At 40.7% G+C, this 19,605-nt stretch carries 22 protein-coding genes; 18 read left to right on the top strand and 4 right to left on the bottom strand.

Annotation, left to right across the window (positions count from 1 at the left end; genetic code table 11):
• Positions 1-358 precede the first annotated feature (358 nt).
• The 14 genes from gvpJ (TY16_RS02855) (at position 359) to gvpU (ending at position 7,935) form a co-directional block, all read left to right on the top strand.
• Positions 359-616 (top strand): gas vesicle structural protein GvpA, encoded by a 258-nt coding sequence (gvpJ, locus tag TY16_RS02855; RefSeq protein WP_043930222.1) that lies wholly within the window; start codon positions 359-361, stop codon positions 614-616.
• 96 nt (positions 617-712) lie between these two features.
• Positions 713-1,150 (top strand): hypothetical protein, encoded by a 438-nt coding sequence (locus TY16_RS02850; protein ID WP_052342571.1) that lies wholly within the window; start codon positions 713-715, stop codon positions 1,148-1,150.
• A 21-nt stretch (positions 1,151-1,171) separates the two neighbouring features.
• Positions 1,172-1,600, top strand: coding sequence for a gas vesicle protein GvpQ (gene gvpQ, locus TY16_RS02845; RefSeq protein ID WP_043930221.1), 429 nt, complete (start codon positions 1,172-1,174; stop codon positions 1,598-1,600).
• Positions 1,601-1,622: 22 nt separating this feature from the next.
• Complete coding sequence (gene gvpJ, locus TY16_RS02840; RefSeq protein WP_043930220.1) at positions 1,623-1,886, top strand: gas vesicle protein GvpJ; 264 nt, start codon at positions 1,623-1,625, stop codon at positions 1,884-1,886.
• Positions 1,887-1,951: 65 nt separating this feature from the next.
• Positions 1,952-2,215, top strand: coding sequence for a gas vesicle protein GvpO (gene gvpO / locus TY16_RS02835; protein ID WP_043930219.1), 264 nt, complete (start codon positions 1,952-1,954; stop codon positions 2,213-2,215).
• A 14-nt stretch (positions 2,216-2,229) separates the two neighbouring features.
• Positions 2,230-3,156 carry a gas vesicle protein GvpN gene (gene gvpN / locus TY16_RS02830; RefSeq protein WP_043930218.1) on the top strand — a complete coding sequence of 309 codons (927 nt, stop codon included), beginning with the start codon at positions 2,230-2,232 and terminating at the stop codon, positions 3,154-3,156.
• 15 nt (positions 3,157-3,171) lie between these two features.
• Positions 3,172-3,939 (top strand): GvpL/GvpF family gas vesicle protein, encoded by a 768-nt coding sequence (locus TY16_RS02825; protein WP_043930217.1) that lies wholly within the window; start codon positions 3,172-3,174, stop codon positions 3,937-3,939.
• A complete protein-coding gene (locus TY16_RS02820; protein WP_043930216.1) occupies positions 3,936-4,190 on the top strand; it encodes a gas vesicle protein GvpG in 255 nt (84 codons plus the stop codon). The genes TY16_RS02825 and TY16_RS02820 overlap by 4 nt, the downstream gene beginning before the upstream one ends.
• Positions 4,187-5,011, top strand: a complete 825-nt coding sequence (locus tag TY16_RS02815; protein WP_231505551.1) for a GvpL/GvpF family gas vesicle protein — start codon at positions 4,187-4,189, stop codon at positions 5,009-5,011. The genes TY16_RS02820 and TY16_RS02815 overlap by 4 nt, the downstream gene beginning before the upstream one ends.
• A gap of 14 nt (positions 5,012-5,025) precedes the next feature.
• Positions 5,026-5,298, top strand: coding sequence for a gas vesicle protein (locus TY16_RS02810; RefSeq protein ID WP_043930213.1), 273 nt, complete (start codon positions 5,026-5,028; stop codon positions 5,296-5,298).
• Entirely contained in the window at positions 5,264-5,548 is a 285-nt protein-coding gene (locus TY16_RS02805; protein WP_043930211.1) for a gas vesicle protein K, read from the top strand. Before TY16_RS02810 ends, TY16_RS02805 begins: the two co-directional genes overlap by 35 nt.
• A 22-nt stretch (positions 5,549-5,570) precedes the next feature.
• Positions 5,571-5,903, top strand: coding sequence for a gas vesicle protein GvpJ (gvpJ, locus tag TY16_RS02800; protein ID WP_043930210.1), 333 nt, complete (start codon positions 5,571-5,573; stop codon positions 5,901-5,903).
• A 42-nt stretch (positions 5,904-5,945) separates the two neighbouring features.
• Positions 5,946-7,541, top strand: coding sequence for a GvpT/GvpP family gas vesicle accessory protein (gene gvpT / locus TY16_RS02795; RefSeq protein WP_043930209.1), 1,596 nt, complete (start codon positions 5,946-5,948; stop codon positions 7,539-7,541).
• Positions 7,534-7,935, top strand: a complete 402-nt coding sequence (gene gvpU / locus TY16_RS02790; RefSeq protein ID WP_043930208.1) for a gas vesicle accessory protein GvpU — start codon at positions 7,534-7,536, stop codon at positions 7,933-7,935. Before gvpT ends, gvpU begins: the two co-directional genes overlap by 8 nt.
• Before the next feature lie 54 nt (positions 7,936-7,989).
• On the opposite strand, the gene TY16_RS02785 is transcribed toward gvpU, so the two are convergent.
• The 4 genes from TY16_RS02785 to TY16_RS02770 all read right to left on the bottom strand — a co-directional run bounded on the left by TY16_RS02785 (position 7,990) and on the right by TY16_RS02770 (position 12,493).
• Entirely contained in the window at positions 7,990-9,936 is a 1,947-nt protein-coding gene (locus TY16_RS02785) for an FtsX-like permease family protein (RefSeq protein WP_043930207.1), read from the bottom strand.
• Positions 9,926-10,687 carry an ABC transporter ATP-binding protein gene (locus TY16_RS02780; RefSeq protein ID WP_043930206.1) on the bottom strand — a complete coding sequence of 254 codons (762 nt, stop codon included), beginning with the start codon at positions 10,685-10,687 and terminating at the stop codon, positions 9,926-9,928. Before TY16_RS02780 ends, TY16_RS02785 begins: the two co-directional genes overlap by 11 nt.
• A 107-nt stretch (positions 10,688-10,794) precedes the next feature.
• Complete coding sequence (locus TY16_RS02775) at positions 10,795-11,802, bottom strand: sensor histidine kinase (RefSeq protein WP_043930205.1); 1,008 nt, start codon at positions 11,800-11,802, stop codon at positions 10,795-10,797.
• Positions 11,795-12,493, bottom strand: a complete 699-nt coding sequence (locus TY16_RS02770; RefSeq protein ID WP_043930204.1) for a response regulator transcription factor — start codon at positions 12,491-12,493, stop codon at positions 11,795-11,797. The genes TY16_RS02775 and TY16_RS02770 overlap by 8 nt, the downstream gene beginning before the upstream one ends.
• Positions 12,494-12,811: 318 nt before the next feature.
• Between TY16_RS02770 and TY16_RS02765 the strand changes: the two genes are divergently transcribed.
• The 4 genes from TY16_RS02765 (at position 12,812) to htpG (ending at position 19,587) form a co-directional block, all read left to right on the top strand.
• Positions 12,812-14,095, top strand: coding sequence for an NCS2 family permease (locus TY16_RS02765; protein WP_043930203.1), 1,284 nt, complete (start codon positions 12,812-12,814; stop codon positions 14,093-14,095).
• Between the two features lie 296 nt (positions 14,096-14,391).
• Positions 14,392-15,123: a sulfite exporter TauE/SafE family protein gene (locus TY16_RS02760; protein WP_043930202.1), complete on the top strand. Its 732-nt coding sequence runs from the start codon at positions 14,392-14,394 to the stop codon at positions 15,121-15,123.
• A gap of 278 nt (positions 15,124-15,401) precedes the next feature.
• Complete coding sequence (locus TY16_RS02755) at positions 15,402-17,525, top strand: choice-of-anchor J domain-containing protein (RefSeq protein ID WP_155922120.1); 2,124 nt, start codon at positions 15,402-15,404, stop codon at positions 17,523-17,525.
• Between the two features lie 181 nt (positions 17,526-17,706).
• Positions 17,707-19,587: a molecular chaperone HtpG gene (htpG, locus tag TY16_RS02750; RefSeq protein WP_043930201.1), complete on the top strand. Its 1,881-nt coding sequence runs from the start codon at positions 17,707-17,709 to the stop codon at positions 19,585-19,587.
• Positions 19,588-19,605: the final 18 nt, after the last annotated feature.

Genomic DNA, 19,605 nt, shown 5'->3' with positions numbered 1-19,605 from the left:
AGTGGACTGTTATCAACTCGGTTGAGTGGAAGGTCATGTAAACCTCCATTATTGAAGATAAAGTACTTTTGACCTATATGGAAATCAAACCCAACGTTATTAAAAACTTTAGAAATTATACCAATAAAGTTATTTATTTAAATAAATGGAGAATTTACTCTTAAAATAAATTACCAAATAGCTTATAAATAGGGCGATATTCCAAATTATACAATGTCTAAATATGTATTTAAAGGTACATAAATGTTATTCGACATTTTCTGTTTATTGTTTTCTGACAAAGGTAAATATGCCTATACGGATAAGCAAAAAAGCTTATACGCTGTCGCAAGCCTAACGGAAAGGAGATGAGAGAGGAATGAGTGTGCAAAAAAGTACAGATAGTTCAAGTCTTGCGGAAGTTGTAGATAGGATTCTGGATAAAGGAATCGTTATTGATGCTTTCGCTAGAGTCTCACTCCTCGGAATTGAAATTCTCACAGTTGAGGCCAGGGTTGTTATTGCCAGTGTTGACACTTGGCTGCGTTATGCGGAGGCTGTAGGGCTGCTAAGAGATGAATATCAGAATGAAGAAAAGCCAAGAAGAGGTTTAATAAGCGACCCGCAGTTTAGTTAATGGCCCAAAAAACGGTCTTCGACAAGCAGAGCCAGAAGTAAGCGGGAATTCAATAGCCATCGGTTATAAAAAAACTAAGAATGAGGTTGATAGACGATGTCTGGGAAAGAAAAAAACGATCAGCAGCAAGAAATGAACCAACAAGAAAATCAGGAAGAAAGCAACCAACAGTCGGAAAAAGTAGAAAATCGGAATTTCTCCATTAATTTCGCATTAATTGGTGGAGCGATAGGAGTTGGAATCGGCCTGCTTTCCAGCCAGGGAACAAGCAAAAAGGCCATTAAGTCCTTAAGTGAGTCAGAGTTCTTTAAAACGACTAGCCAGGAATTAAAAAAGGCTGCAAATGAAATCCTTACAGACCAAGCCCAAAAAGGAATCAGGCAGATCGCTTCAAGTTATTTAGGAGATAGCCAGGCAGCTGACCCTTCAAAATACGAAGAAATCAAGGAAGAAAATAAGCAGCTAAACGACCGGCTGGATCGGATAGAAAAAATGCTCGGCCAATTAACTGAAGTTGGAGCAAAGGCAAACTAATAAAAATTAGAGGGGCTGGCAATGGATAAGCCTATTAAAAAAACAGCTGGAAAAGTGGCTAAAGAAGTAATTAAACATACTCCCGAACCAATAAAGGAAAAAGTAAAAGATTTTGTAGTTGAAAAGGCCAAGGAGAATGTAGTGGAGCATGCTCAGGACAAAGCACATGAGTTTACGGACCATTTAGAGGAAAAAAGGGACACTTTTGCTGAAAAGCTGAATAGCGGGGCAGAAAAGGCCAAGGACAAAACACAGGAAGCTTTACTTGCAGCAAGAGATAAAGTAGGCCAAGCGAAAGAAAAGGGCAAAAAGCTGCAGGATCATCTTTCCTCCTCGCAAAAAAAGGATGGCCGTAAAGTGAAAGGTGTGGGCGATATTAAAAGCGCCAGCAACATTAAAGGAGCTACCGCTATTAAATCTTCAAACAATATTAAGACAATGGGTTCTTAACAGGAAGAAAGGAGAATGAATAATGGCAGCAGTTCAAAAAAGTACAGATAGTTCAAGTTTGGCAGAAGTAGTTGACAGAATACTTGATAAGGGGATCGTCATAGATGCCTTTGTAAGAGTGTCAGTGGTTGGTATTGAAATATTAACAGTAGAGGCCAGGGTGGTTATCGCAAGTGTAGATACATGGTTGCGCTATGCAGAGGCAGTAGGGCTTCTAAGAGACGAGGTACAGGAAAACGGACTTCCAGCGCCGCAGGATGAAAGAAATGCGAGGTTTAGTATTTGATAGGAAGTATGGAGTAAGCCGGGGCATGAATGCCCTGGCCTCCATTATTAAATTGGGAGGCCAGTATGGAGATTAAAAAAATAATAGCCAATGTTACTGAATTCTTTAACGAATATGTGGCTCCAATTCATAAAATTACGACTCTAGAAGAGGCTGATAATGGCTGGAAACTAATCGTTGAAGTAATTGAAGAAAAGGAATATATGAAAAAATACGCCAAGGATGAAATGGTAGGTGTATATGAGGTAAGCCTCAATCAGGAAAAGGAAATTACCTCTTATAAAAGAAGAGATTTGCGGTTTAGAAGTTCCGTTAACCTAGAAATGTAGGGCGTGGTGAAAGAGTGACGGTATTAAAGAATAAAACTAAAACGCAAAAACAAAAGCAATCAATTGTTCGAGATCAAGTTACAGAGGATTTGTTGGCCCGTTCAGCCCGATATTTGAAGGCAGGTTATCCTGTCCATTTTACAGGGCCTTCCGGGACAGGGAAAACCTCACTGGCGCTTGAACTCGCAAAAACAAGAAAAAGGCCAGTGATGCTTATCCATGGGCACCACGAATTGAACAACAAAGACTTGATAGGAGACTTTACAGGATATACGAGCAAAAAGGTAGTAGATAACTATATTCGCTCTGTTTATAAAAGAGACGAAAGCATTACCGAAACATGGAGAGATGGGCGCTTGCTAGAAGCGGTGAAGAACGGCTACACACTTGTTTATGATGAATTCACCCGCTCCAAACCTATAACAAATAATATCTTCCTATCAATCTTGGAAGAAGGAGTTCTCCCTCTTTACGGAACAAAATTAACCGAACCGTTTATTCGTGTCCATCCTGATTTTGCTGTCATTTTTACCAGTAATCCTTCTGAATATGCGGGGGTCTATACAACACAGGATGCGCTATTGGACCGCGTGGTTACCATTCATATTGACCATAAAGACAGCGAACGGGAGGCTCTCATATTATCAGGGAAAATTGATATCAGTAAAAGTGAAGCAACAGCTATTACAAACCTGGTAGCTGGTTTACGGAAACAGTGCAAAGGCGAGTCTGGTCCAAGCCTTAGAGCCTCATTAAGGATTGCTGCAATAGCCAAAGATGAGGGGATTTCTATAAATGGAAATGATCCGGAATTCCAGAAGCTTTGCACCGACATTTTAGGCCAGCAAATAAGCCGTTCTATTGATGTAGAGAACCCAATAGAAACAGCAAAGGAAATGATTAAAAAGGCATGCAATAACCTGGAGCTTAATAAGGAGTAAAAGGAGAGACGTACTATGAGCCAAGGAGAAACGGGGATTTATATATTTTGCGGAATACAAGCTGATTCGGATGAAAGTTTTGGCCAGGTCGAAGTTGAAGGTGATAAAGTAGACCTTTTTGTTATTCGTTATAAGGATGCAGCAATGGTTGCAGCAGAAGTCCCGATGAAAATCTACCACCCGAATAAAGAGAATTTAATGATGCACCAGGGGACTGTTTCTCAAGTTATGAAACAAAACCAGACAGTCATCCCAGTCAGCTTTGGTAATGTTTTTAAATCCAAAGAAGATGTTGCTGTACTTCTAGAAAATCTATATCCGCAGTTTGAAAAACTCTTTCCTGCAATTAAAGGAAAAATTGAACTTGGCCTTAAAGTGATTGGAAAGAAGGAGTGGCTGGAGTCCCAGGTGAGCGAAAACGAAAAGCTTGGGAATTTAACTAAATCGCTTCAAGGAAAATCTGAAGCAGCTAGCTATTATGAAAGAATTAAATTAGGCGGTATAGCACAAAAAATTGTTCAATCCCTTCAAAGAGAGGTTGAACAGGAAATATTTGAACCTTTAAAAAAGCTGGCTGAGGCTTCAAAGGCAAATGATCCGATAGGAGAAAAAATGTTATTGAATGCCGCGTTCTTGATAGACCGAGAAAAAGAAGCAGAGTTTGATCAGAAAATTAATGAGGCTTATGAAAAATGGAAGGATAAGGTCGATTTCAACTACAGTGGCCCCTGGCCTGCGTATAACTTTGTCAATATCCGTTTAACTGTCGAGAATGCGGGATGATTCATAAGCTTGTTTCTGCACCTATTAACCTTGTTGTAAAAATTGCGGAGAAGGTTAAGGAGGAGGCGGATAAGGAACTTTATGACCTTCCTACCATACAGCAAAAATTGATTCAGCTACAAATGATGTATGAGCTTGGAGAAATACCAGAGGAAGCCTATAAGGCTAAGGAAGAGGAATTGATCCTCCGGTATGAAGTTGCAAAGCAGCTCGAAATGAAACAATGGGAAGATATGGCGAAAAAGAAATGAGGGCAGCAGAAACGATGGAAGACTTAATTTATTTATATGGATTGGTTCCGACAAAGGAAATGGCTGAAAAACCATTGCCATCCTATAAGGATTTTGACGGCAAAGGAGAGATTTATCCTATTAAAATCAATGGGATAACGGCCGTCGTATGCAAACTGGATTCACAAACCTATACGGAAGAAATGATTAAGGAACGAATTGACAATGATATGGATTGGCTTCAGGAAAAAGCCTTTCACCATCATGAAACGGTTTTGCATCTATCAAAACTTTTTACTATTATTCCTTTGAAATTTTGTACTTTGTACAAAAGTGAAAACAGCCTAAAGGAGTCGATTCAGTCCAATTCTTCCCGAATGGAAAGTGCCTTCAATTTAATTTCCAACAATGAAGAATGGAATTTAAAGATATACTGCGATGACAAGTTACTAAAAAAAGAGGTAAGCGCGAATAACCCTGCAATAGAAGCGAAAAGAGAAGAAATTAGCAGTCTATCAAAAGGAAAGCAATTTTTTGAAAAGAAAAAGCTGGACCAGCTAATTGAAAAAGAGGTTGAAAAAGAAAAGATTGCTGTGAGCGAGGCTATCCACTTACACCTCAAGAAGTTTACAGTCGATGGGAATGTAAAGAAAACCTGGGGCAAGGATGTTACCGGCAGAAAAGATCAAATGACGTGGAATAGTGTTTACCTAGTTTCTAAGACAAAGGTGGAACCATTTCTGGAACAAATTCAGCAATATGAAAAGGACATGAAGGAAAAGGGGTGGCAGTTTGAAGCTACGGGACCATGGCCTGCCTACCATTTTTCCAGCCTTTCATAAGTGGGGATGAGGATATGACAGTACGAGAAACAATTGAAAACAAAGATATAGGGTTAATTGATATATTGGATGTCATCCTCGATAAAGGGGTCGCAATCAAGGCAGATTTAATAATTTCTATCGCAGGAGTCGACCTTGTTTATTTAGATCTTCGGGTATTGATAGCTTCTGTTGAATCCCTTGTCCAGGCTCAGCAGAAAGGTAAAACAATTTCTTCTGAACAATTTGACCAACAAAGGGAGGACTTAATCCATGCAACCGGCCAGCCAAGCAAATGGAAGAATTAATTTGGACCCTGATAACGCAGAACATGGATTAGCCCAGCTTGTTTTAACAATCATTGAGCTCCTAAGGCAAATCGTTGAACGGCATGCCATGAGGCGTGTTGAAGGTGGGACGCTGACGGATGACCAGATAGAAGCCTTGGGTGAGGCCTTGATGAACCTTGAAGAAAAAATGGAAGAGTTGAAGGAAATATTCGGCTTGGATGCTGAGGATTTAAATATTGATTTGGGTCCTTTAGGCAGCTTACTTTAAACAAAGCAAGGAGGCTTTCCGAATGGCAGTCGAGCATAATATGCAATCCAGCACAATTGTAGATGTATTAGAAAAAATATTAGATAAAGGTGTAGTGATAGCGGGTGATATTACAGTTGGAATTGCCGATGTAGAACTTTTGACGATAAAAATCCGGCTAATTGTTGCATCTATCGATAAGGCAAAAGAAATTGGTATGGACTGGTGGGAAAGTGATCCTTACTTAAGTTCAAAAGCCAATGAAAAGGGAACCAAAGCCCTGGAGGAAGAGAACAAGAGGCTTCAGGAGCGGCTGGAAGCTTTAGAAAGTAAGCTTTCCGGAAACCGGTTAAATTCACCTGAATTCAATGTGTAATCTACTAATAACCACAATTAAAACGTAAACGGAGGAACAAACATGGAAGAGAATAAGAAAAATCAAACAACTTTACTAAGTAACAAAACGAGTGTTAATTCAGCAGCACTAAAACGAACTCTGGCAGGAGGAGTAATTGGTGCGACACTTGGATATTTGGCTACTCCCGAAAATGGAAAAAAAGTAATGGAAGGTGTTAATGGCAGTGTTGTCGGCCTAGGGAACGCGGCAAAGAGTAATTCCAAAAAAGCATTCCACTCATTAAAGGATTCTACTTCAAAACTTTTTAGTAAAGAAGGAAAAAACACAGAAGAAAATGAAACCTCAAGAGAGGACGGAAGTGATACTAGCCTTTCTACTGCTTCTAGTGAAAAAAAGGAATCAAAGAATGATAGTGTTGATAGTCGCTTGAATAGGCTTGAAGAAATGTTAACAAAGCTCATTCAGGAAAAGGAAGGCCAGGAGAAAAATCAAAGTGGTTCAAAAGCTTCAAAGGCTGAAAAAGGCTCAGTAGAAGGCAAGGCAAATAGCCAAGAGAATGAAGGGGAAACTTCACTGGATTCCGAGGGTTCCGAAAAGGAGTCGGATTCCGAAAAAAATGGAGATGCCAACGCGGATGAGTCACAACTTGTACTTTCCAATGAAGGTAAATCGCAGACACCGGAAAATGAAGGCGAAAAGAATAGTGATCAAAATGAAACCTCTGTGGAGGACGACGAAAAAGAAGGCACTAGTGATGTAACCCCATCGCATACTGAAAATTCACGGGATAATGAGGAGTCTAAAAAGCTGAGTGAAGAACAAGAGGATGCTGAAAGCAATAAAGGCGAGGATGGAGCCTCTACAGATGAAAGCTATGAGACGTTAAAAAAGCAAAATAAAGATTTACAAGGACGATTAAGCTCGTTGGAAGGTATGCTTTCAAAATTGATTGAAGCAAAAAATAGCCAAACTAAGAGCGATAGGGACAATGATACAGAGAATTCGGATACACAGTCTGAAAGTAAAGATGAAAAATCGACTGAACAAGATTCCAGCGATGGCAGCTCTTCAAATGGAAGCTGGAAAGATAACAAAGAAACCGATGCTTCATCGGAAGAATCGGAAAACAAAAAGGAAAAAGGTGCGGCCTCAGGGGGTCAGGACGATAAAGAGGAAAAGAAAGACGCTTCCCAGGACCAGGATGATGAAGAAACAGACGCACCTCAGGAAGATCAGGAAGATGAAGAAGAAACAGGTACTTCTCAGGAAGAACAGGAAGCAGCCTCTCAAGAAGACCAGGAAGATGAAGAAGAAACAGATGCCTCTCAGGAAGATGAAGATGGAGAAGAAACAGATGAATCCCACGAAGGTAAGGAAGATGAAGAGAAGGAAGACGATTTCTTAGTGGACCAGGAAGACGAAGAAAAGAACAATTCTGAAGATGAACAGGAAGACAAGGATAGCAGTAAAGAGAATGAGAAAGATGAGTTAAATGAACACAAAGGCAAGGAAAATAAAGACAAGCCCAATGACTTCGGTAAAAAAGCAGGCAAACCAACTAAAGAAAAACAAAAGGGAAGCTACACGGTTCTCTCGGAAGAGGACGACACCTACCTTCTCTTGGAGGGATTGGAAAGGAAGAAGGAAGATGAGTAATCAGCCGGAAACAAAAGACACTGTACTTGAGTTATTTGTTCAAGCAGCCAATAATCATAGCTTTAACCTGGATATAACGTTAAATGTCAAGGGAGCAGTGATTACAGGCACTATCATTTCGGCTAAGGAATACTTTGAATCTTTAAGTGAAACTGTTGAAGATGGTAGCGATGTGGCAGAAAAACTTAGTGAGATGCTTTCCAATGCGGCAGAGAGCGTTGGTTCGGAAAGCCAGGCTGAGGCCAGTTATATCCATTTGAAAAACGCCAATGTTTATGTTGGCGACAGCAAACCGACACCCTCAAAGGGTGATATTCTCTGGAGAGGAAAGCTCAGTGAAATTGATGGTTTCTTCATTGGAAGAATCGTAGATGGCAAATCAAAAGATTCATAGGTAGTTCATTTATAAAAAGTAAACCTCCAGCTGTTCAGTTGCTGGAGGTTACTATTAAAGAGCTTCCTTAATGACCTTCCTGTAATACATGATTGAAAGCAATCCAAATATGGAGTACAAAACGGTATAAAGGGCCATAACCATAATCATCGGTGTCCATAATTCAGTTCCAAAGAAAAACCAGCCCGATTGGACGGCAAAATAGCTATGCAGGAGCCCGATCGCAAGTGGTATGCCGAAGTTGAACAACTGCTTTGCCTGGATTCCTTTTAACAGGTCAACTCGGGTGAAACCGAGTTTCCGCAAAATTGTGTAGTTCGGCTTTTCGTCTTCACTCTCATCCATCTGTTTAAAATAGAGAATACAGCCGGAGGTAATTAAAAAGGTCAGTCCCAAAAATCCGACGATAAACATAATTAATCCGAACGTCATTTTCTGATCTATTGACATTTGAAGGCGGGAATCATTGAAGTTACGTTCACTAAAAGAGTTGGCAAGGAAAAGCTCGTTTGCTTCCTCTAGTTTTTCTTCATGTTTTAATGTAATTCCGGTAAAGAGTGAAGATTTCTTTTGTATTTCTGGTAACAGGTCCTTCTCAAGTTTTTCAAATACACTATGGTCAACGATTGCAACAGGAGTGCCACCGCTAGTAAAATACCATGAAATATGATGCTCGTTTCTCATTCCTAGATAGGACTGTGAAATCACGACATTCTTCCCTTTTAGTTCAATGTTTCCAGCATCCTTTAGAGGCATGAACTTTTGGAGTGCATCGTGGTAGCCGGTAAAGTACGTTTCATCGGGAGCAACAGCTGCTCCTTTTACACTTTCCTCACTTATAACTGAAATTTGCATAGAGTCAGAATCTGAAATTCCTCCTTCAAATTCTGTTAGCATAATTTCCTCAAGATTAGCCAGAACTTGAATTACAGGGATTTCTTTCTTTGTAAAAGGGATAGTATTCTCCTCCAGTAGGCTAGTAAACAGCCTGGCATCTTCCTTTGTTACAAATGCGAAATCAGCTGCAATACTTTTGCGGGCAGATTCTTCGGCAGAATAGTAGGAGATGTAGCTTAATGAAAGCAATCCAATTGCAAGGGCAGATACGGTTGTAATGATTGTCAGCAACAGCGCATTTGATTTCATTCGGAACATTATGCTCGAAAGGGACAGCACTTCATTGACTGTTAAATATCCGTCTTTCTTTTTACGGATTAATTGAAAGACAAAGCTGACTGAGCCTTTGTAAAAAAAGTATGTTCCTATGATGACCGATCCCAGGATAAAAATCATTGCCATGAATAGTTTGTTCATTTCTGTAATGTCACCACTAAACAGCCTTGAAGAAACATAATAACCAGTGGCAATCAATCCAATGCCCATGATACCCATGAGAATTTCCCAAACAGACAATTTTTTTACCCGTGTCTCAGTTGAGCTAGTAACACGGAAAAGGGACAAAATACTCTGCCTTTTAATAAATGCATAATTCATGCACATGATTAATAAATAAATCAAACTAAAGACCCCAACTGTTTGATAAAAGGCCTGTGAAGAAAAATTAAGGCTCGCTTCCAGTTCACTTTGCAGGATTTTAAAGAGAATCATCATGATTAGCTTTGAAAAAGAAAACCCGACAAATATCCCAATCGTCATGGAGCAAAAGTAAAGGATACAATTTTCGGCAGTGAGAATGCGGAATATCCGCGATTTCGTCATACCAATCAACTGGAATAAGCCAATCTCCTTGCTTCGGCGCTTAATAAAAATGTTATTTGCAAACAGCAGGAAAACTGTAACGATTCCAACTAGCAGGACCGATGCTGCCCGAATAGAAGCAGCGCCCTTAACTGTCCCTTTTGACTCATCCAGTGCAGGATCATATTGCAGTGTAACAAAAGCGAAATAAAGCGCTACAGTAAAGATCAATGCAAAGACATAAAGATAATAATTGTTTAGGTTCTTTTTCAGGTTCCGGAAAATGAGTGAATTAATGCTCATATTGTACACCGCCCAATACACCCTGGGTTTTGATGATATCCTTAAAGAATGCCTGCCGGGTTTCATCGCCCTTGGTCAGCTGTGTATAAATCTGGCCGTCTTTAATGAAGATCACCCGGCTGCAATAGCTAGCTGCCGCGGGGTCATGGGTAACCATCACGATGGTTGAGTGCCGTTTCCTATTTAATTGGCTAAGCTTGTTTAATAGATCAGAAGCTGATTTCGAATCAAGCGCCCCTGTCGGTTCGTCAGCAAAAATAATGCTAGGCTCATGGATGAATGCCCGGGCTGCTGATGTCCGCTGTTTTTGCCCGCCGGAGATTTCATTCGGGTATTTGTCCTTGAGTTCATAGATGCCTAGCTCTTCGGCGACCTGCTTAAACTTTTCATCTGCTTCCTTCTTTGAGACGTTGGCAATGGATAATGGCAGAAGGATGTTTTCCTTCACTGTCAATGTATCGAGCAGATTGTATTCTTGAAAAATGAAACCAAGGTGGTTTTTTCGGAATTCAGCAAGCTGCTTTTCCTTCATTCCTGTAATTTCTTTTCCTTCAATTTTAATTGTTCCATGTGTAACAGAATCAATAGAAGAGAGTACATTCAACAGGGTGGTTTTTCCTGACCCGGAGGCACCCATAATGCTCACAAACTCTCCTTTTTCAATTGAAATATCAAGTCCTTTCAGCACTTCCTGTCTATTGAACCGGTTGCCGTATGCTTTATCTATCCTTGCTGCTTCCAATAGCTTCATCACTTGCACACTCCTTTAAATCCTTCGATACGTCTATCATACCGGCTTTCCGATCATGCTTTCCTTCGAATCATCTAACAAAAGCAGAAAAGCATGTGACATTTTTGTCACATGCCTGAGAGCTCGTTGAAAACATTTCTCTTTGGAAAGGTAAGTGTAAATACTGATCCTTCTCCAGGGGTTGAAATGACACTAATGGAAATCAAAAGGGGGGATGCGGCTTTTTTGGCAAGATAAAGGCCCATTCCTGTTGCTTTATTATCATGATGCTTGGATGTGGATGTATAGCCTTTATCAAATATCCGGGACAAGTCCCTTGCTGATATCCCTGTTCCAAAATCCTTTATTTCAAGGACCGTACCGCCATTATAATCAAAGGACCGAATAGTTATATCTGCCGTTTCAATGCTGTATTTAACTGCATTGGTCAATAGCTGTCTAATGATAAATGCTGTCCATTTTGCATCGGTCAGCACTTCGGAGCTTTCGAATTCTATTTCGAAACCAATGCCTTTTTGCATGCACCACGATTGAAGTGTCTTAATTTCGGAGGATACGATTTGGCGTAAATCTGTTTTTTCAATATACAAATCGTTTTCCATGAACGGTAACCGCTTCTGGTGGAGCTGCTGGTCAAGCAGTAGATGGATTCTTAGCCATTCATATTGAAGGCTTGCCTTTGAATCCTTATTGTCAAGCCTATCTATGATCAGCTGCATAGCCGTTAAAGGTGTCTTCACTTCATGAATCCATGACAATAGTTCATCCTTTTCCTGTTCTAATGAATGCTGTTTAAACGATAGATCCTTTTGAAATTCAGTTGATTGCAGTGTAATAGCGTCTCTGACCATTTTTTCAAATGGGCTTTCAGTGTCGATACTGCCAATTGTTGTAAGATTTATATCTGATTCCTTTAGAGTTTTGTAAAAGCGGGTCTCTTTATGGTAGCGATAGAATAAAAAGACTAGGAAAAGGCAGGATGACAGAAAGACAATATAAAGAAGTGATTCTACTGGGATGGTCGGATCAACATAAGCAATGAAAAGGGATAGGAGTTCAAGTGCCACAAACATGGTAATCCAGCTCTTTCTTTCAACAAGGAAATCTTTAAACATAGCCGCTTGCCTCTTCCAGAGCGATATATCCCTGACCAACCTTCGTTTCAATGAATCTCCCAAGCCCAACTTCATCGAGCTTTTTCCGGAGGCGGTTTATATTGACTGTCAATGTGTTGTCGCTTATGAACCGCTCATCGTCCCAAAGGCTTCTAATTAAATCCTCCCTGGAGACAATCTTGTTTTTTTGTTCAATCAAGGCCCTTAATATGTAAATTTCGTTTCTTGTCAGCTCAACTGTACCTATTTCATTGGTTACTGTATTGTTCTCGTAGTTGACAGTTGCTCCGCACCATACCTTTAAGGTTTGGGGCTTTTCTACATTGTAGTTGTGGACCCTTCGCAAAATGGCCTGAATCTTTGCTATTAAAACATCAAAGTGAAATGGCTTCTGGACGAAGTCATCAGCACCAAGCTGCATCGACATAACCTGGTCGGCTGGATGATCACGGGAGGAAAGAAAAATAATCGGTACCTTCGAATGGGACCTGATTAATCGGCACCAATGGAATCCGTCAAACCTCGGCAACTGGATATCAATAATGACCAAATCAGGCATGATTGCCGTAAATTCAGACATCACCTGGCCAAAATCGCGTACCCCGTGTACTTCGTAGGACCATTGCGTAAGTCTGTCTTTCATTTCCACAAATAATGTTTCATCATCTTCTATAAGCAGCAATTTAAACATTTTTTCACCCACCTTATGGATAACCACTACAATAATTTTATAGTAAAAAGGTGCTTATTTCTATTATCCTAGGTCCTTTACCTATAATTGTACCTTGATAAAAATCGGATAAATGAACTTAGTTATCCATTTATGTTCGTATATTTGTAAAAATTTATCCCTTGTTGGGAAGGGGATGGTATGAATTTACCGTAAAAAGGCGAACGTTGACTATTGACTTGTAAGTCGACTTGGCATACTATTGGTTTTGTTGTTTTTTTTCAGGCGAACAATTAAATAAGAAAACTATTAAAACATATGCCTTTTGGGGGAAATTGAATGGAAAAGTTATTTAAACTTCAAGATTTGAAGACAAATATACGGACTGAAGTTATGGCTGGCTTTACAACGTTTATGGCGATGGCCTATATCATCGTCGTTAATCCAGCGATACTTTCAGCATCAGGCGTCCCTTTCAACCAAGTATTTACGGCAACTATTATAGCTGCTGCTGTGGGTACCTTAATCATGGCATTGTTCGCAAACTACCCAATTGCGATTGCACCTGGGATGGGCTTGAACGCCTATTTTGCGAGTGTTGTGGCCACTCATGGAGTCAGCTACCAAATTGTATTCGGAGCGGTTTTCCTAGCTGGAATTTTATTTTTGCTATTGTCCCTAACTAAATTCCGCGAGATGCTCATTGAAGCAATACCAGATTCCTTGAAATACGCCATTACGTCGGGTATTGGTTTGTTCATTGCGTTCCTCGGTTTAAAAATGTCCGGTATCGTTGCAGCTAATCCTGAAACACTTGTCTCAATTGGTGACCTTCATAAGCCGGGAACCCTCTTGGCAATAGGAGGCTTGCTTATTACACTGATCCTCCTTGCGCGCAATGTGAAGGGGGCGCTGTTCATCGGAATGCTGGTAACGGCAGTCATTGGATATTTCCTTGGCATGCTAAAGGTCGAGGGCATTGTTTCGGCCCCGCCGTCTATTGTTCTCTTTGAAATGGATATAGCAGGTGTCGTTTCGAACGGGTTGTATACGGTCATATTTGCCTTCTTATTGGTGACTCTATTTGATACAACGGGAACCTTAATAGGTGTCACTGAACAAGCTGGGCTAATGAAAAATGGCAAGTTAACAAGAGCAAAATCAGCCTTGAGTGCTGATGCGGTTGCCACTACGGTCGGCGCCGCGCTGGGTACAAGCCCATCAACTGCTTATATTGAGTCGTCTACAGGCGTTGCGGCTGGTGGCAGGTCAGGGCTTACAGCTTTGACAGTCAGCGGACTATTCGTCGCTGCGCTGTTCTTCTCGCCGCTTGTAGGTGCGATTGCCGCGCTGCCAGCGATTACCGCTCCAGCCTTAATCATTGTTGGCTGCTACATGATGGAGGGGTTAGCGAAAATTAATTGGAAGGCATTTGATGAGGCGTTTCCTGCATTTATTATTATCCTTACAATGCCGCTTACCTCAAGCATCGCAACAGGTATTTCGCTGGGATTCATTGCATATCCAATTATTAAGCTTGTGAGCGGGAAGGCACGGAATATTCATCCGCTTATCTATGTTTTTGGGATTATTTTCGTAATCCAGATGTCTTTCTTCTCTTAATCCTGTTCCCTGGGTCCTCTTGGTCCCAGGGACAGGTTTTTATTTTATTAAGGCGACTTTATACGGGGTAGCTTCCTCTCGCTTTTCTACTACCAAAATGTCCTCTAAATCTGCCAATTGTATTTGTTACTCTCATACTAGTATGAAAGAGGGCTTTATATGTAGGAGATGATTGGTAGCTTAGTTCGTGAAAGGTGAAAATTATATTAATAAGTAAGTCTTATGGTTTTTCATTAAAATATGTGAATATCCTTATTATCCTCGAGTGCTTATACTGAAACTGGAGGTGGAACAGGATGGAATATATGTTGATGTTTCTAATCGGAGTTTGTGCAACAACCTTGGGTACATTGGCAGGAGGTGGCGGGATGATTAACCTGCCCGCTATGCTGCTTCTCGGGATGCCTCCCCATTCAGCAATTGGTGCTAACAAGGTGTCGAATACATTAAGTTCGCTTTCAAGCTTTTATCATCTTTATCGTAAAAAAGAGATATCCATAAAGGAATCATTCTGGATTATCCCGGCCAGCTTGCTTGGAGGGGTGAGTGGAGGCTATACAGCTTCAAAGATTTCTCCGGAAAACATGTATAGTGTTGCTGTTTTTCTCTTGGTCTTTGCATTTTTAACTTCTTTTCTAGGGAAAGGAGGCTTTACTGGAAACGAGCCTCTGCGTATGAATAAACTGAGTGTCCCGGGCCTTTACGGAATTGGCATGTATGACGGGATGTTTGGCCCAGGGCAGGGGACGCTGATGTTTTATCTGTTTAGCCATTTAAATATAGCCTATATCAAGGCTGTCGGTCTGGTACGTCTTGCTACCTTTTCTAGCTGTATAGGCGCGGCAGCCACATACATTGCCACTGATAAAATCATTTGGCCAATGACACTGGCACTTATGATTGGATCGGTGACTGGTGCACAGATGGGTGTCAGGATTGCGGAAAAAATGAACCCGAGGTTTGTAAAGCCAATTCTTAGACTGACTACTTTAGCACTAATTATTCAAGTCACAGTGAAATCACTATAATTTCTTGATATAAGTAAAAATGGTTAAAAATGATTATTATGACCTGTTAATTTCCGTTATTTAACAATATCCATGAGAATAGTTGCATCAATAATTGAAGAAATTTTCCGAATAAAGGAGAATTTCTTTTTTGTTAAGAAAAGAAAATATGTAATATGACCTATTTTAATAGTAAAGATACATGTAAATGGAAGTTATTGCTAAATTAAACATATTTATTCTGAATATTCCCCATGTTAAGATTACTCTTGTACTTCCAAATGAAAGGGGAAAAGCAATTGAATACGAAGAAATTGCTATCATTACTTACAACGGGGGCCCTCGCTTTGACATTGGCTGTGCCATTTGGGACAAGCTCCTCCAAGGTTCAGGCTAAAACAACTCCTGATTGGAACGTCGAACGGTATGGGGACCGGGTCGACATTGATGGACAGCTGAACCAGCTGTCACAGAATGAGTCATTTTTGAAACAGGCAGAGAAAAGCATTGAGGAGCAAGCCGCAAAGATTAACTTTAATGAAGCTCCAGCAGCTTCAAATACATCTGCCCAGAGTACATTTACTTATGATGGCGGAACTAAGCAATTTTTAAATAGAAACTTGAAGTTTAAGCCTTTCACCCTGCGTAGTGTTGGTGAAAACGTTGAGATTTGGGTAGCAAATGATCTTGCATTCCCTGCTGGAGATACACGTGCTGCACATGTTGTAACTCAGCAACAGGTTGATAAGCTCCGCGATGAGTTTGATAATAATATTTATCCAAAGGCAACTGCATTTTTTGGTACTCCGGACAAGCATGATGGTTCAAAGTCCCCTCTAGCTGGGCGAAATGTACCAGCCGGGTATTATGAAGGCAGTGACAAAGTAATCATGCTAGTAGATAACATCCAGGATGATAACTATACCAATCCTAATTATCCATTTTTTGTTGCTGGTTTCTTCTGGCAAACACTAGAGAACTATATTGATAGAAATATCATTACAATCGACACAAACAGCTGGGAAACCCGCCTGGAGTCGACATTCTTCGGAACAACTATCCATGAGCTTCAACATTTAATTCACGCTGACAACGATGGTGCCGAAGAAACATGGATTAACGAAGGTATGTCGACATTCTCCGAATACCTTGGCGGCTATGGACATGATGACAGTTCAATTAACTTTTACTTGGATCACCCAGAAAACTCACTTGTTAACTGGGATGACCATCGTTCAGCAAAAACTGGACCCGAAACAATAGCTGACTACGGCCAAGTATACCTGTTCACTCTTTATATGAACGATAAATTCGGACGTGAATTCATTCGCGACCTGGCACTTAGTGAAACACAGGGTATCAACAGTGTAAATAAAACGTTGAAGAAGCATGGTATTGAAAAAGACTTCACTCAGCTTTACCAGGACTTCATTACAGCGCTAACACTGGATTCTGACCGTGTTGGAGGCGGCGTTTACAATTTCGATAGCATCGACCTACGTGATGTTGTTGTTGATAAGCAAGGTACTAAACGCGGCAAAACAGTAGATTTTGAAAAAGCGGTTAAGTTTGAAAAAGAAGGCGTTCCGGCGTGGGGCGGTGATTTTAAAGCGCTAGACTTCCAGGATAAAATCAGGTCAATTGAGTTTGATGGCGTTGACTTCTTAGGTACTCCTTGGACCTCTGTTGCCTCACCAACAGATGCAGCAAACAAAGTCCTTTGGGGTGGTTCCGGCGATGAAGCTGATAATGCGCTTGTATTTGAGGCAGACCTTACTGGTGTCCAGAACGCTACTTTAAATTTTGATAACTACCTTGATATTGAAGAACAATGGGACTTCGGTGTTGTTCAGGTGTCTACAGATGGCGGCAAGACATGGAAGAGCCTAGCGAATGAAAATACACGCAGTGATGTAGTAGAGCAAGGCTATCCGAAGATCAAAGAAAACGTTCCTGGCTTTACCGGAAACCTTAAAACATGGCAAAAAGAATCCTTTGACCTGAGTGAATATGCAGGCAAGAAGGTCCATGTTGCATTCCGTTATTTGACCGACTGGGGCCACACTGACGGCGGCTGGTTCATTGATAATGTGGAAATTCCAGAAGTTGGATTTACAGCGAATGGAAGCTCAACAGATAGTTTCATGTCCTTCCAAGAGCTTGCAGGCCAATACGTCAACTATACTGTAACGTTCATCAATGAAACAGAAGTTGGTAATAAAAAGGGTGCAAAGACAAATTACAAAGTTATCACAGTTGATCCATTCAATGTGACAGAAGAGGATGCTTTAACATTAAGGCAGCTTTTCCAGAACGGCAAAAACTACATGATTACGTCATATGCTGCTCCTGCAGATGATAAAAATCCGGTAAACTTTACTTATGAGGTAAAGTTGAAGGAAAAAGGGCCATTAAAGAAATAATAGCAAATTGGGAACCTCATTCCACCAGGAGTGGGGTTCTTTTTTATTATTATGAAGCCTCTATTAAAATGTAAGCTATTGACATACATAATTGTGATATGATATTTAAATAGTGGGATTAGCACTCTTGTAATCAGAGTGCTAACGAATGATTTCTACAATAAGGAAAGGGGAAATAAATATGGAAAAGAAGCAATTCCAGGCTGAGTCGAAGCGGCTGCTTGAAATGATGATCAATTCGATTTATACAAAAAAAGAAGTATTCCTTCGCGAGCTGATTTCTAACGCATCTGATGCGATTGATAAAATTTATTATAAGGCGCTAACAGATGATTCACTTACTTTTGATAAAGAAAGCTATTACATAAAAATCGTTGCTGATAAAGAAAACCGGACCCTTAAAGTCATTGATACAGGAATTGGGATGACAAAGGAAGAACTGGAAACAAACCTTGGGACGATAGCCAAAAGTGGTTCACTTGCGTTTAAGAAGGAAACAGAATTAAAAGATGGCCATGACATCATTGGCCAGTTCGGAGTCGGGTTTTACGCAGCCTTCATGGTGGCGGATGTGGTAACGGTTGTTAGCCGAGCGCTTGGCAGCGAAGAGGCATACAAATGGGAGTCAACAGGTGCAGAGGGTTACACAATCGAGCCGGTTGAAAAGGAAAGCATCGGTACGGAAATTACTTTGAAAATAAAAGAAAATACTGAAGACGAGAACTATGATGAGTTTCTTGAGCAATATAGCCTAAAATCGATTGTCAAAAAGTACTCCGATTTCATTCGCTATCCAATCAAGATGGATATTAGCACGAGCAGGAAAAAGGAAGGCAGCGAGGATGAGTGGGAAGAGGTTGTTGAGGAACAGACTGTCAACAGCATGGTGCCAATCTGGCGCAAAAACAAGAGCGAGCTGACTGATGAGGATTATGAGAACTTTTATAATGAAAAGCATTACGGTTTTGACAAGCCGCTAAAGCACATCCATATCAGCGTTGATGGTGCAATTAGATACAACGCCATCCTGTTCATCCCGGAAACGATTCCGTTCGATTATTACTCAAAGGAATTTGAAAAAGGCCTCGAGCTTTACTCCAATGGCGTTCTGATTATGGATAAGTGCGCAGATTTGCTGCCAGACCATTTCGGCTTTGTTAAAGGAATGGTCGACTCTGAAGACCTGTCGCTAAATATTTCGCGGGAAATGTTGCAGCATGACCGACAGCTTAAGCTGATTGCGAAGAATATTAGTAAAAAGGTTAAGAGTGAGCTCCTATCTCTGTTGAAGGATGAACGAGAAAAGTATGAAACGTTTTACAAATCATTTGGCCGCCAGCTGAAATTTGGTATCTACAATGATTTTGGCGCTCATAAGGAGACCTTGCAGGATTTGCTTATGTTCTATTCATCCAAGGAAAAGAAGCTTGTTACTTTGGATGAGTACGTATCACGGATGCCTGAGGACCAAAAGTATATTTATTACGCGGCTGGTGAATCCATCGAACGGATTGAAAAGCTGCCACAAGCAGAACTAGTCTCAGAAAAAGGCTATGAAATGCTGTACTTCACAGAGGATATCGATGAGTTTGCAATTCGGATGCTGATGAATTACAAAGAGAAAGAATTCAAGTCCGTTGCAAGCGGTGACCTTGGCATTGAGTCGGAAGAAGAAAAGAAGGAAGCTGAAACGGAAGCGCATGAAAACAAAGATTTGTTTGATGCCATGAAGGATGTCCTCGCCGGGAAGGTAAAGGATGTCAGGGCATCAAAGCGTCTTAAGTCGCATCCGGTTTGCCTGACAGCTGAAGGCGAATTGACCATAGAGATGGAGAAAATCCTCCGCGCCATGCCGAACAGCCAGGATGTTAAGGCTGAAAAGGTACTTGAAATTAATCCGAATCATGAAGTGTTCAATTCACTGAAGGATGCACTTGCAAATGACCGTGAAAAACTTGGTCTCTACACGAACCTGCTTTACAATCAAGCTCTCTTGATTGAAGGCCTTCCTATTCAGGATCCGGTTGAATTCACGAATGATATTTGCAAGATCATGGTCTAAATAAAGGGTTGACGTTTA

Origin of the sequence: Bacillus sp. EB01, from assembly GCF_000613125.1 — a bacterium.
Taxonomy (GTDB): Bacteria; Bacillota; Bacilli; order Bacillales; family Cytobacillaceae; genus Bacillus_D.
This window is presented reverse-complemented; position numbering and strand designations above follow the sequence as displayed.

What these genes read in the sequence shown, in the direction of transcription:
- gvpJ (WP_043930222.1), top strand. Translation starts at nt 359, where the DNA reads ATGAGTGTGCAAAAAAGTACAGATAGTTCAAGTCTTGCGGAAGTTGTA.
- TY16_RS02850 (WP_052342571.1), top strand. Translation starts at nt 713, where the DNA reads ATGTCTGGGAAAGAAAAAAACGATCAGCAGCAAGAAATGAACCAACAA.
- gvpQ (WP_043930221.1), top strand. Translation starts at nt 1,172, where the DNA reads ATGGATAAGCCTATTAAAAAAACAGCTGGAAAAGTGGCTAAAGAAGTA.
- gvpJ (WP_043930220.1), top strand. Translation starts at nt 1,623, where the DNA reads ATGGCAGCAGTTCAAAAAAGTACAGATAGTTCAAGTTTGGCAGAAGTA.
- gvpO (WP_043930219.1), top strand. Translation starts at nt 1,952, where the DNA reads ATGGAGATTAAAAAAATAATAGCCAATGTTACTGAATTCTTTAACGAA.
- TY16_RS02825 (WP_043930217.1), top strand. Translation starts at nt 3,172, where the DNA reads ATGAGCCAAGGAGAAACGGGGATTTATATATTTTGCGGAATACAAGCT.
- TY16_RS02820 (WP_043930216.1), top strand. Translation starts at nt 3,936, where the DNA reads ATGATTCATAAGCTTGTTTCTGCACCTATTAACCTTGTTGTAAAAATT.
- TY16_RS02815 (WP_231505551.1), top strand. Translation starts at nt 4,187, where the DNA reads ATGAGGGCAGCAGAAACGATGGAAGACTTAATTTATTTATATGGATTG.
- TY16_RS02810 (WP_043930213.1), top strand. Translation starts at nt 5,026, where the DNA reads ATGACAGTACGAGAAACAATTGAAAACAAAGATATAGGGTTAATTGAT.
- TY16_RS02805 (WP_043930211.1), top strand. Translation starts at nt 5,264, where the DNA reads ATGCAACCGGCCAGCCAAGCAAATGGAAGAATTAATTTGGACCCTGAT.
- gvpJ (WP_043930210.1), top strand. Translation starts at nt 5,571, where the DNA reads ATGGCAGTCGAGCATAATATGCAATCCAGCACAATTGTAGATGTATTA.
- gvpT (WP_043930209.1), top strand. Translation starts at nt 5,946, where the DNA reads ATGGAAGAGAATAAGAAAAATCAAACAACTTTACTAAGTAACAAAACG.
- gvpU (WP_043930208.1), top strand. Translation starts at nt 7,534, where the DNA reads ATGAGTAATCAGCCGGAAACAAAAGACACTGTACTTGAGTTATTTGTT.
- TY16_RS02785 (WP_043930207.1), bottom strand. Translation starts at nt 9,936, where the DNA reads ATGAGCATTAATTCACTCATTTTCCGGAACCTGAAAAAGAACCTAAAC.
- TY16_RS02780 (WP_043930206.1), bottom strand. Translation starts at nt 10,687, where the DNA reads ATGAAGCTATTGGAAGCAGCAAGGATAGATAAAGCATACGGCAACCGG.
- TY16_RS02775 (WP_043930205.1), bottom strand. Translation starts at nt 11,802, where the DNA reads ATGTTTAAAGATTTCCTTGTTGAAAGAAAGAGCTGGATTACCATGTTT.
- TY16_RS02770 (WP_043930204.1), bottom strand. Translation starts at nt 12,493, where the DNA reads ATGTTTAAATTGCTGCTTATAGAAGATGATGAAACATTATTTGTGGAA.
- TY16_RS02765 (WP_043930203.1), top strand. Translation starts at nt 12,812, where the DNA reads ATGGAAAAGTTATTTAAACTTCAAGATTTGAAGACAAATATACGGACT.
- TY16_RS02760 (WP_043930202.1), top strand. Translation starts at nt 14,392, where the DNA reads ATGGAATATATGTTGATGTTTCTAATCGGAGTTTGTGCAACAACCTTG.
- htpG (WP_043930201.1), top strand. Translation starts at nt 17,707, where the DNA reads ATGGAAAAGAAGCAATTCCAGGCTGAGTCGAAGCGGCTGCTTGAAATG.